Annotated in this window: 10 protein-coding genes and 1 pseudogene; 7 read left to right on the forward strand and 4 right to left on the reverse strand. The window is 69.7% G+C overall.

Annotated elements, in window-relative coordinates; genetic code table 11:
• The first annotated feature begins 57 nt into the window (after positions 1–57).
• Positions 58–1,698: a serine/threonine-protein kinase gene (locus ABZU91_RS25215; RefSeq protein ID WP_355245107.1), complete on the forward strand. Its 1,641-nt coding sequence runs from the start codon at positions 58–60 to the stop codon at positions 1,696–1,698.
• Between the two features lie 39 nt (positions 1,699–1,737).
• On the opposite strand, the gene ABZU91_RS25220 is transcribed toward ABZU91_RS25215, so the two are convergent.
• The gene (locus ABZU91_RS25220) at positions 1,738–2,406 is read right to left on the reverse strand and encodes a TrkA family potassium uptake protein (protein ID WP_355245110.1); all 669 of its coding nucleotides are present in this window, start codon (positions 2,404–2,406) and stop codon (positions 1,738–1,740) included.
• 17 nt (positions 2,407–2,423) lie between these two features.
• Positions 2,424–3,758 (reverse strand): potassium transporter TrkG, encoded by a 1,335-nt coding sequence (locus tag ABZU91_RS25225; RefSeq protein ID WP_355245113.1) that lies wholly within the window; start codon positions 3,756–3,758, stop codon positions 2,424–2,426.
• A gap of 142 nt (positions 3,759–3,900) precedes the next feature.
• On the opposite strand from ABZU91_RS25225, the gene ABZU91_RS25230 reads away from it, so the two are divergent.
• On the forward strand, positions 3,901–5,022 hold the full coding sequence (locus tag ABZU91_RS25230; RefSeq protein WP_355245116.1) for a glycerophosphodiester phosphodiesterase: 1,122 nt from the start codon (positions 3,901–3,903) through the stop codon (positions 5,020–5,022).
• A 255-nt stretch (positions 5,023–5,277) separates the two neighbouring features.
• Positions 5,278–6,033 (forward strand): phage Gp37/Gp68 family protein, encoded by a 756-nt coding sequence (locus ABZU91_RS25235; RefSeq protein WP_355245119.1) that lies wholly within the window; start codon positions 5,278–5,280, stop codon positions 6,031–6,033.
• Positions 6,034–6,058: 25 nt separating this feature from the next.
• On the opposite strand, the gene tcmP is transcribed toward ABZU91_RS25235, so the two are convergent.
• Positions 6,059–7,234: a three-Cys-motif partner protein TcmP gene (gene tcmP, locus ABZU91_RS25240; RefSeq protein WP_355245122.1), complete on the reverse strand. Its 1,176-nt coding sequence runs from the start codon at positions 7,232–7,234 to the stop codon at positions 6,059–6,061.
• A 247-nt stretch (positions 7,235–7,481) separates the two neighbouring features.
• Positions 7,482–7,712: a winged helix-turn-helix domain-containing protein gene (locus ABZU91_RS25245; protein ID WP_139586398.1), complete on the reverse strand. Its 231-nt coding sequence runs from the start codon at positions 7,710–7,712 to the stop codon at positions 7,482–7,484.
• 164 nt (positions 7,713–7,876) lie between these two features.
• On the opposite strand from ABZU91_RS25245, the gene ABZU91_RS25250 reads away from it, so the two are divergent.
• From ABZU91_RS25250 to ABZU91_RS25265, 4 genes and pseudogenes are all read left to right on the forward strand, one after another.
• Entirely contained in the window at positions 7,877–8,116 is a 240-nt protein-coding gene (locus ABZU91_RS25250; protein WP_355245125.1) for a hypothetical protein, read from the forward strand.
• A 189-nt stretch (positions 8,117–8,305) separates the two neighbouring features.
• On the forward strand, positions 8,306–9,505 hold the full coding sequence (locus ABZU91_RS25255) for a substrate-binding domain-containing protein (protein WP_355245127.1): 1,200 nt from the start codon (positions 8,306–8,308) through the stop codon (positions 9,503–9,505).
• A gap of 3 nt (positions 9,506–9,508) precedes the next feature.
• Positions 9,509–10,252 carry an ABC transporter ATP-binding protein gene (locus ABZU91_RS25260; protein WP_355245130.1) on the forward strand — a complete coding sequence of 248 codons (744 nt, stop codon included), beginning with the start codon at positions 9,509–9,511 and terminating at the stop codon, positions 10,250–10,252.
• Between the two features lie 175 nt (positions 10,253–10,427).
• A pseudogene (locus tag ABZU91_RS25265) lies at positions 10,428–11,135 on the forward strand (ABC transporter ATP-binding protein); the annotation flags it as partial.
• Positions 11,136–11,306 lie beyond the last annotated feature (171 nt).

The following is an 11,306-nucleotide window of genomic DNA, read 5'->3' on the forward strand; positions in this document are numbered from 1 at the left end:
TGACCGATTCCGATCCTTCAGGTGTAACCCGACCGGTCCTGGGCAACAACGGCCACCATGGGCGGTGGGGACCGGAACGGCGCGCAACTCCTCGATGAGCGGTACCGGCTCATCGAGCAGCTCGGCGCGGGCGGCATGTCGGTGGTCTGGCGCGGCTACGACGAGGTGCTGGGCCGCCAGGTAGCGGTGAAGGTGCTGGCGTCGCGGCTAGCCACCGACCGGGCCTTCCGGCACCGGATCCGCGTCGAGGCGCAGGCCGCCGCGCGGCTCTGCCACCCCAACATCACCAACGTGTACGACTACGGCGAGTCCCACCAGGTCGGCCTGACCGTGCCGTACGTGGTGATGGAGCTCGTCGACGGCGGTTCGCTGGCTGGCCGGCTCGGCCGGGAGATGCAGCTGCCGTGGCGTGAGGCGGTGACCATCGGCGCGGAGGTCAGCTCGGCGCTGGCCACCGCGCACGCTCGTGGTGTCGTGCACCGCGACGTCACCCCGGGCAACGTCATGCTCACCTCGACCGGCGTGAAGGTGGTCGACTTCGGCATCTCCGCGTTGGTGGGGGAGAGTGAGAAGGGGCCGGACGGCGCGTTGCTGGGCACGCCCGCGTACCTCGCGCCGGAGCGACTGGACAACGGCCAGGTCTCCCCGGCCACCGACGTGTACGCCGTGGGTCTGCTGCTCTACCGGATGCTCACCGGTCGGCTGCCCTGGGAGGCGAACACGACCACGCAGATGCTGCGTGCGCACATGTACAGCGACCCCGACCCGATGCCGGCGGTGCCCGGGCTGCCCGACGCGGTGACCGACCTGGTGCGGCGCTGCCTCGCGAAGCGCCCGGCCGACCGTCCGACCACCGCGGAGCTGGCCCGCACCCTCGCGGAGGCGGCCGGCATGCTGGCGGCGGTACCGGTCTCGCCGGCCGGCGGTCCGTTGGATCCCGTCGCGCTGGCGAACGCCGGCACCACGATCCTGCCCTGGTCGGCGGAGACCGACGCCCTTCCGCTGTCGCGGACGCGGCGCGCCCGCGTCCGACAGGTGAACCGGCGTCGGCGGGTGGAGGCCGGGGTCGCGGCCGTCGGGTTGATCGCGGTCACCGGTGCGATGTGGGGCTTCACCTCCCGCAGCCCGGCCAGCGGCGAGGACCGGCCCACCACCGAGGCGCGGATGGGCCTGCCCGAGACGACGCCCTGCGAGGTGGCGTACGCGCTGCGCACCGACTCCGGCAAGGACTTCACCGCCGAGCTGACCCTGACCAACACCGGTGAGCGCGAACTGCGTGACTGGACGATGAACTTCACCTTCCCGGGTCAGCAGAAGGTGACGAAGGCCGAACCGGCCCCCGTTGAGCAGCAGGGTGGCGCGGTGCAGATCCGGCCCGCCGCACAGCGGACGACCCTGGCAGCCGGCGCGACCGAGAAGCTCACCCTGGCCGGGACGTACACCGGGGCGAATCCGCTGCCGGTGGAGTTCCGGCTCGGCGACGCGACCTGCCGGGTACGCGTCTCCGGGGTGGCCGGGTCCGCCCCGTCCACCGCCCCGGCGGTCAAGGCCGCCCCGACGAAGGCCCCGCCCAAGAAGACGACGAAGACCACCACGAAGGTCGCCCCCAAGGCGCCGGCCCCGCCGAAGGCACCCGAGAAGGCGAAGGCGCCGAAGACGAACAACGGCAAGGGGCCGGGTGGTCCGGGAAAAGGGTGAAGCCTCCTGAGGCGCACGCTGGCCACCAGAAGTGAGGCGTCAGCGTCGCCCCGCGAACCGCTGCACCTGGTCGATCCCGCCCTCCACCACCAGCACCCCGCCGTCGACGAGCGCCGTGTCGTCCGAGGCGTACCGGAAGCGTTCACCCGGCACCTTCGCGCCGATCACCCGGACGCCGTCGCGTTCGTCGGGGCGCAGATCGAGCAGGGTACGACCGACCAGGGACGGCGGAACCCGGACGGTGGCGATCGCGAAGGCGTCGTCGAACTCGATGAAGTCGAGCAGTCGACTGACGATCAGATGCGCCACCCGGTCGCCGGTCTCCGCCTCCGGGAAGATCACGTGATGTGCGCCCACCGACGACAGGATCTTGGCGTGCTTCTGTGACGTGGCACGCGCCCAGATCTGCGGCAGACCCAGCTCGACAAGCGCCAGTACGGTGAGCACGCTCGCCTCCACCGACGCCCCGATGGCCACCACGGCCCGGCCGAAGCTCGCGACGCCCAGTTGCCGCAACGCCCCCTCCTCGGTCGCGTCGGCCTGGACCACCCGGTCCAGCTGGGCCGAGAAGCGCTGCACCTGATCCGGGTTGCGGTCGACGGCGAGCACCTCGCGGTCCATCCGGGCCAGTGACCCGGCCAGGTGACACCCGAACCGACCCAGCCCGATCACCACGACGCCGCCGCCGTCCGCTCGTCTCGTCGACACCTCGACCCTCCTCGTCGCTAGCCGACAATCGGCTGTTCCTGGGGATAGCGGTAGAGCCTGCGCCGGGTGTTCAGGGCGATCGCCGACCCGAGGGTCAGCGGCCCGACCCGACCGATGAACATCAGCACCGTCAGTACCACCTGACCACTGCTCGGAAGCTCGCCGGCCAGACCGATGGTCAGCCCGGTGGTGCTGAACGCGGACGTGACCTCGAACAGCACCGAGACGAACCGCACGCCCTCGGTGAGCAGCAGCACGAGCATCGTCCCGGCCGTGACCAACGCGACGCTCAGCAGAGCGACGGTGACGGCCTGCCGTTGGCTGGCCGTGGCCACCCGGCGGTGCCCGACCGTCACGTCGGGCTCCCCACGCAGTTCCGCCCAGATGGTGAACGCCAGCAGGAAGAACGTGGACACCTTGATGCCGCCAGCCGTGCTGGCGCTGCCACCGCCGATGAACATCAACGCGATGAGCAGCGGATAGCTCTCCTCCTGCAGGTCGGCGATGTCCAGGACACTGAACCCGCCGGTCCGGCTCAGCGCGATCTGCGTGAACGACGCGAGCATCTTGCCCGCGGCGTCGTACGGGCCGATCGTGCTGGCGTTCGTCCATTCGGCGGCGAGCAGGCCGACGAAGCCGATCAGCAGCAGCGCCACGCTGCCCCAGATGGTCAACTTGGTGGCCACCGCCCACCCCGCCGGCCTGCGCCACTCGCGGACCGCCTCGAACAGGGCGGGAAACCCGAGACCGCCGACGATGGCGCCGAACGCCAACGGCAGCGACACCCACGGGTCACGGTCGAAGGCCAGCAGGCCGTCGGAGTAGAGCGCGAAGCCACCGTTGTTGAACGCCTGGATGGCGTGGAACACCCCCGACCAGAGGGCACGGCCCGGCGCGTAGTCGTACGCCCACCAGAGGCGGCCGGCGACCAGCGCGGTCATCACCGCCTCGCAGGCGAAGACGGTCACCGCGATCCGGCTCAGCAGCCGCGTCACATCTCCGACGCCGAACTCCGCCGTCTCGGCCTGCACCAGCAGCCGGTTGCGCAGGCCGAGCTGACGGGAGACCACGAGGATGACCAGCGCCGCGACGGTGAGGATGCCGAGACCGCCGAGCTGGGTGAGCAGGGTGATCACCACCAGGCCCCCGCCGGACCAGTAGTTGGGGGTGTCGGTGACCGCCATCCCGGTGACGGACACCGCCGAGGTCGCGGTGAACAGCGCCGTGACCAGGGGCGGTCGGTGGTGCTGGACGGTCGACCAGCGCGCCATCAGCAGCGCGGTACCGAGCAGGATCGGCACCAGGAACCCCAGCGGCACCAGCCGCACGGGGTTGCGGAGTAACCGGCGCACCAGACAATCTTCCTTTTCCGGGTGCCCCGTGGAGGGGGAACGCCCATTCCGGAGATTCACCTGCCGGTCAATCCTCGACCAACTCCCCGTCAACCACAGCCGATCTGCTGTCTGCGACACCCCTCGATGACAGGAGACGGCGTTGCGACGTACCCTCTCGACCCTCGGCGTGGCCGGCGTACTGCTCGCCGCCGCCGCCGCCGCCGTGGCCGTGCCCACCCTGGCCGCCGCCGGCCCCTCGGCCGACGCGGACCGCACCCGGGCCACCGACCGGCCGATCGTCGTCGGCCACCGTGGCGCCAGCGGATACCGGCCGGAGCACACCCTGGAGGCGTACCGGCTGGCGATCCGGATGGGCGCCGACTACATCGAGCCGGACCTGGTGTCCACCTCCGACGGCGTGCTCGTCGCCCGGCACGAGAACGAGATCTCCGGCACCACCGACGTGTCGACCCACCCGGAGTTCGCGGCCCGCAAGGCGACCAAGACCATCGACGGTGTCGCCGTGACCGGCTGGTTCACCGAGGACTTCACCCTCGCCGAACTGAAGACGCTGCGGGCCAAGGAGCGGCTGCCGCAGGTCCGCGTGGCGAACACCGCCTTCGACGGCCGCTTCGAGGTGCCCACACTTCAGGAGGTCATCGACCTCGCCCGGACCGAGGGGCGGGCACGGGGCCGCACCATCGGCATCTACCCGGAGACCAAGCACCCGAGCTACTTCACGTCGATCGGCAAGCCGCTGGAGGAGCCGCTGCTCGCGGTGCTGCGGCACAACAAGCTGGACCGGAAGAACTCGCCCGTCTTCATCCAGTCGTTCGAGACGGCCAACCTGCGCCGACTGAGCCGGCTGACCGAGGTGAAGTTGATCCAGCTCCTCGACGCCACCGGCCGCCCGTACGACTTCACCGCTACCGGTGACACCCGTACCTACCAGGACCTCGCCACGTCCGCCGGCCTCAGGTGGATCGCCGCGTACGCAGACGGCATCGGCGCGAACAAGAACCTGATCGTGCCCCGCGACGCCGCCGGCAAGCTGCTCGCCCCGACGAACGTGGTGCGTGACGCGCACCGCGAGCGGTTGCTCGTGCACTCCTGGACGTTCCGCGCGGAGAACCAGTTCCTTCCCACGGACTTCCGCATCGGCACCGACCCGAACGCACGCGGCGACATCACGGCCGAGTACGAGCTCTTCTTCGGCCTCGGTCTCGACGGCGTCTTCAGCGACCACCCGGACACGGCAGTCGCCGCCCGCGCCGGCCTCTGACCCCCTGCCACCGAACCTCGACCCGGCCGCTGACCCGCGCCGGGCCGATCACCGGGGCGATCACGCCCGGCCCACCCGCTGGCCCGTCGTTCGCCACCTCGGACGCACGATCTTGACGGGGCGCAGGCAGCAGGTTGTCGGTCCCTGACTGGCGGCTTCGTTGCCAGCGAAGATGCCGGGCCGACACGCCGCGCAACCCTTCCTATGCGTACGGTTGTTCGACAGTATGGGCCAGTCGAGCGGAAGGAGCGGCGCATGGCAGACAAAAGCGCCATCGAGTGGACGGAAGCAACCTGGAATCCGACCACCGGTTGTGACCGCATCTCGTCGGGCTGCGACAACTGTTATGCGATGACCCTCGCTAAGCGCTTGAAAGCCATGCGCTCGGCCAAGTATCAGACCGATGGAGACCCGCGCACCTCCGGCCCCGGCTTTGGCGTCGCCCTGCACCCTGATGCCCTCGATATTCCTCGTCGCTGGCGTGACCCACGGACAGTCTTCGTCAACTCCATGTCGGATCTGTTCCACGCCCGGGTTCCACTCGCCTACGTGCAACAGGTTTTCGCTGTCATGCGCGAGACCCCCAGGCATACGTTCCAGGTGCTCACCAAGCGCGCCGCCAGGCTGGCGAAGGTCGCCCATCAGATCGACTGGCCGGCGAACGTCTGGATGGGCGTGAGCGTCGAGGCTCACGCTCAGCGGGAACGGGTCGCCCAGCTCCGCGAGGTGCCGGCCGCAGTACGTTTCATCTCGGCCGAGCCGCTGCTGGGGCCACTGGTCGACCTGGATCTCGACGGCATCGACTGGCTGATCGCGGGGGGCGAGTCGGGGCAGGGCTGCCGCCCGATGGATCCGGAGTGGGTGCGTGACCTCCGGGATCAGTGTCTATCTGCCGGCACCGCCTTCTTCTTCAAGCAGTGGGGCGGGCGTACGCCGAAACTTGGCGGCCGGCACCTCGACGGTCGGACGTGGGACGAGATGCCCGCCCCACGTCTACTTGTGCAGGCGTAGGGGTTGCCGCGGGTAAAGCCCCTACTCAAGGCCGCCAGAGGACTTCCTTCCAGAAGTCTCCCGTGCCGGGGCTGCTGATCCGGCCCTGTCGATGCAGCGACTTGACGGCCTGTCGTACATGTGGTGCCCAGGCGTGCCCAAGTACGTCACCGTAGATCTCCGGCACATGATCGACGATCTTGATCGTAGAAGCCTGTTCGAGCAACTTGATGATGTTCCGCTCGATCGCACCTGACCAACGAGGGGCGTTCTCGGCCTTGTACTGCTCGGCGTCGAATACGGGACCGTCCCCGAATAGCGTCTCCGCTACATGGTCGCCCCGCCGGATCTGCTCCCGGACCCACGCCTCCTCCCATTCGACGCCAGCCTTGCCCAGGGTGTCGGCGAAATGCCAGGCCCCTTCGCCATGGGTGGTGAACAGGGCGAGGACGTATTTCGGGGCGAGACCGGGGCGTGGGCGCACCGGCATCTGCACCGCCTGGTAGTTGGAGCCCTGGGTGAGATCTCGGGCATACCTGTCCGCAACCCGGAGTGCGACGTCCGTGGCGCGCTGGTCATCGCCCGCATCCGACACCTCGGCGAAGTAGCTGCGCCACCAGCCGCCACCCAGGAACCGGTCCAATCGCGCAGCCGTCCTCCGGTCGCTCTCCGACAGCCCACCCGATCGACTCTCGGCAACGTGGACGGCCCGTCCCATCCGAGCCACGGTGGAAACGCTGAAATGCAGCAGCAGTTCGGTCGGCGGCCAGCTGGGGCGTCCGAGCAGCCTTGTCCGGATCAAATCGAAGTCAAGAGCCGGTCCGAAGGGGTCGAGAAAGGCGAAGAGCGAGGCACCCTTGGCTAAGGCCAGCACCTCGGGCAGGTGCTGGTCGAGGGTGCCCTGGCGCAGTTCGCGTCGAACCGCCCCGCCCTTGTCGCGGAGCACCTGCTCCAGGTTCGCGTAGCTGTCCGGATCCTGCTCGACGAAGAACGCGAGCACGTCGCGGAAGCCTTGGACGAACTCGGCGCACCGGGACAACAGCAGCGGAGACCCTGGCTCTCCGCCGTCGTACTCACCTCTGCCCGCGTAGCCGTCGAGGAAGACGATCGGGTTGCCCTGCCCTGTCTTGGAGGCGAAGACCACGGGATAGCGCTTGAGAATGCCGTGCTTCAGTACGGCAGCTGCCTTCTTTGACCGGAAAAATTCGTCGTTGCTGGACAAAGGCCCTCCCCGCATCGCTCACCTTCGGTCATGAGAAGGTAGCGCTGCGTCGTCGGGCTCGCTGCCCTGCGGCTCAGGCCATCCGAAGTGGATTCGGTTGGGGGGACGCCCAGTGAGCAGTGCTGACGGCTCCCTGGTGATTGGCCGTCGCGCAGTCCTCGGTCCATGATCTGACACAGCCGCAGCGCGGACCCGGGACTCGTTGCGCTGGAGCCCTCGTTGGGCAAATGGTGGGTCGCCGGAGTGCCTACCGGCCGGGGTGCTCGGCGACGTAGGTGCCGCGCCCGGGCTGGCCGGTGATCAGCTCGCGGTCATGCAGCAGGGAGAGCGCCCGCGACGCCGTGTTCATGTGCACGGCGTAGCTCTCGGCGAGTTCCCGAGTGGAGGGCAGCTTGTCACCCGGCTTCAACTCGCCGCTCTTGATCTTTGCGGCGATCTCGTTGGCGATGCGCCGATATGGCGCTTCTGCTGTGGGCATGATGAGGACTCCGGTTGGTTCGGCAAACCCTCGGAGTGCGGGCCTCTGGTTGGTCCCGCGTTCGTACCGCCGCCGTCGAAGGCTGCGGGCGTGGGGCCGGGCGGTCCGGTGGGCGTCCCCTACCCGCACACCGGACCGCCCTCCATGCTGAGAGGACGGTGGTCGTGGAGAGGGAACGCTTCGTGGTGCACCTGCCGGTGGTGGCCGCTGATCTGCCGGGCGCGCTGCGGTTCGCGCGGGCGATCACGCGGGCGCTTGGTTTCCTCGCCGACGTGGACCGGGCGGAGACGACGGTGTCGGAGGAGGACGCTCAGTGCGTACGACATCGGGTTTTCTGTGACCACCTGCTCGGCGGTCGGCGGCGGTGCCCGCGCCCGGCGGACCACGACGGGTCGTGTGGGTGACGGCGGATGGCGCGAGGCGACACACGGCCCTGGTGGCCCGTGGGGGTGCGAGCCATCGAGGGGGTGGCCCGCTGTTACCCCCGGCCACCCCCTACCTGTTACTTGTGTGTTTCCGCCACATAGCTCGTGGGTGACGTCACTTCTAGCGTGAGCCGACAACCAAGCATCCTGTCCTCACCTGGAGTCGCGATGACGGTCCGGCACACGCGGCGGGCGTTCCTCTCCGCCGCCACGATGATGGCCGCGGCGTTGGCCGCCACGGCCTGTGGTAGCCCGCAGGACACCGCCACCGGCGGCGGCGACAGTGCCGCCCCGGTCAAGGTCGGTCTGGTGTACTCCCAGTCGGGAGCCCTGGCCAGCTACGGAAAGCAGTACATCGAGGGGTTCAAGGCGGGGCTGGACTTCGCCACCAAGGGCACCGGCAAGGTCGGTGACCGGAAGATCGAGCTGACCGAGGTCGACGACGCCGGTGACCCGGCCAAGGCGGTCTCCGCCGCGAAGGACCTGATCGGCAAGGGTACGAAGATCATTGCCGGCTCGACCGCGTCCGGGGTGGCGTTGCAGGTCGCGCCGATCGCTGCGCAGAACAAGGTCCTGTTCATCTCCGGCCCGGCCGCCACGGACGCGGTGACCGGCGCGAACAAGTACACGTTCCGGTCCGGGCGGCAGTCCTACCAGGACGTGGTGACCGCCAAGTCGTTCATCGGGGACCCGGCCGGCAAGAAGGTCGTGGTCTTCGCCCAGGATGGCGCGTTCGGCGACGCCAACGAGGCGGCCGTCAAGGCCGTCATCGGCGGCGCGGGTGCCACCGTGAGCAGTGTTCGGGCGCCGGCCAGCGCCACCGAGTTCACCCCGTTCGCCAGCCAGATCAAGGCAGCCAAGCCGGATCTGCTCTTCGTCGCCTGGGCCGGCACCACCGCCCCGGCGATGTGGCAGACCCTCGACCAGCAGGGCGTCCTGTCGTCCACGACTGTCGTCACCGGTCTGGACATCCGCGCTTCCTGGCCGACGTTCGGCGCGGCCGGCGCGAAGATCTCCTTCCTGTCGCACTACTTCGACGGCGCGTCCGACACCGAGGCGAGCAAGGCGCTCAAGGCCAAGGTCAACACGATCGACCTGTTCCACCCGGACGGCTTCGCCGCCGCCCAGATGGTGGTGCGGGCCGTGCAGGAGGGCGGCGACGACGTCGACAAGATGGTCAAGGCTCTCGAGGACTGGAGCTTCGACGGGGTCAAGGGCAAGATGACCATCCGCGCTGCCGACCACGCCCTGCTCCAGCCGATGTTCCAGGCCAAGCTGACCGGCAGCGGCACGGCCTTCACGGCCACCGCGCAGAAGAGCCTCACCGGCGACGAGACCGCGCCACCGGCCGTGGCCATGAAGGGCTGAGAAATGCTCGCCACCCGCGGTCTGACCTGGCGGATCGGTGAGGTCGCCATCGTCGACAGCGTCTACCTCGACCTGGCGCCCGGGGAGTTCCTGGGCGTGATCGGGCCGAACGGCGCCGGCAAGACCTCACTGTTCAACCTGATCACCGGCCTGCGCCGGGCCACGGAGGGCCGGATCACCCTGGACGGGCAGGACATCGGTTCGCTCCCGCCGCACCGGCGGGCCCGCCTCGGTCTGGGCCGTACCTTCCAGGCTTCCTCGGTCTTCGGCTCGCTCAGCGTGCGGGAGAACGTCCGGCTCGCCGTGCAGGCGCACCGCGGGGGCTCGATGGCGCTGTGGCGGCGGGCGGCGGCCGACCGGGAGGTCGCCGCCGCCGCCGACGCGGCGCTCGACCGGGTCGGCCTCGCCCACCGGGGTACGGCCCTCGCCGGCACCCTGGCCCACGGCGAGAAGCGCAAGTTGGAGATCGCGTTGCTGCTCGCGGGTGAGCCACGGGTGATGCTGCTCGACGAGCCGATGGCCGGGGTCAGCGCCGAGGACGTGCCCGAACTGGTCACGGTCATCAAGTCGTTGACCGGCGACAGCGGCCGTTCGGTGCTGATGGTCGAGCACCACATGGACGTGATCCTGGAGCTGGCCGACCGGATCGCCGTCATGCACCACGGCGCGCTGCTGGCCTGTGACACACCGGAGACGGTGATGGCGAACCCCACGGTGCAAGAGGCCTACCTGGGGGAGGCGCTGTGAGCGCGAGGAGTGAGCCGGGTTTGCGAGCCCCGCAGTCGCGAACGGAGGCGGCGCTGTGAGCGCGAGGAGTGAGCCGGGTTTGCGAGCCCCGCAGTCGCGAACCTCAGGTGGTGCTGTGAGCGCGAGGAGTGAGCCGGGTTTGCGAGCCCCGCAGTCGCGAACGGAAGCAACTCAGCTGGAACCCATTCTCACCGTGGAGGACCTGTCGGTCCGGATCTCCGGGCTGCACATCCTCCAGGGGGTGTCCTTCACCGTCGCCCCGACCGGCGTGACGGTCCTGCTCGGTCGCAACGGCGTCGGCAAGACCACCACGCTGCGTGCGATCGTCGGCCTCACCCCGCCCGCCGGGGAGGTCCGCGGCACCGTCCGGATGGGCGCGCAGAGCCTGCTGGCCCGGCCCACGCACCGGCTGGTCCGTGGCGGGCTCGGCTACGTACCCGAGGACCGCTGCGTGTTCGCCGGCCTCACGGTCGCGGAGAACCTGCGGCTCGCCGAGCGGCGGGGCACCACCCCGGCGTACGACAAGGTCTTCGCGCTCTTTCCGGAGCTGGACCGGCGCGGACGCCAACGGGCGGGATCGCTCTCCGGCGGGCAGCAGCAGATGCTCGCGATCGGACGGGTGCTGCTCAACGACAACCGGCTGCTGCTGGTCGACGAGCCGACCAAGGGGTTGGCGCCGAAGGTGGTGACCGAGGTGGCCGAGGTGTTGGAACGGGTCGCGGAGTCGGTGCCGGTGCTGCTCGTGGAGCAGAACCTGGCCGTCGTACGCCGACTGGCCCGCGACGCCGTGGTGCTCTCCGCGGGCCGGGTCGCCTGGACCGGCAACACGCAGGAGTTGCTGCTGGAGACCGCGTTGACGAAGTCGCTGCTCGGTGTCGGTTCGGAGGTTCCGGTGAGCGCGAGGAGTGAGCCGGGTTCGCGAGCCCCGCAGTCGCGAACGAAGGGTGGCCCGGTGAGTGCGAGGAGTGAGCCGGGTTCGCGAGCCCCGCAGTCGCGAACGAAGGGTGGCCCGGTGAGTGCGAGGAGTGAGCCGGGTTCGCGAGCCCCGCAGTCG

The sequence above is a fragment of the Micromonospora sp. NPDC005174 genome (assembly GCF_040608495.1).
Taxonomy (GTDB): domain Bacteria; phylum Actinomycetota; class Actinomycetes; order Mycobacteriales; family Micromonosporaceae; genus Micromonospora.

Coding starts and splice junctions, on each gene's coding strand:
- ABZU91_RS25245 (WP_139586398.1), bottom strand. CDS start 7,712: ATGCCCACAGCAGAAGCGCCATATCGGCGCATCGCCAACGAGATCGCC.
- ABZU91_RS25260 (WP_355245130.1), top strand. CDS start 9,509: ATGCTCGCCACCCGCGGTCTGACCTGGCGGATCGGTGAGGTCGCCATC.
- ABZU91_RS25215 (WP_355245107.1), top strand. CDS start 58: ATGGGCGGTGGGGACCGGAACGGCGCGCAACTCCTCGATGAGCGGTAC.
- ABZU91_RS25255 (WP_355245127.1), top strand. CDS start 8,306: ATGACGGTCCGGCACACGCGGCGGGCGTTCCTCTCCGCCGCCACGATG.
- ABZU91_RS25235 (WP_355245119.1), top strand. CDS start 5,278: ATGGCAGACAAAAGCGCCATCGAGTGGACGGAAGCAACCTGGAATCCG.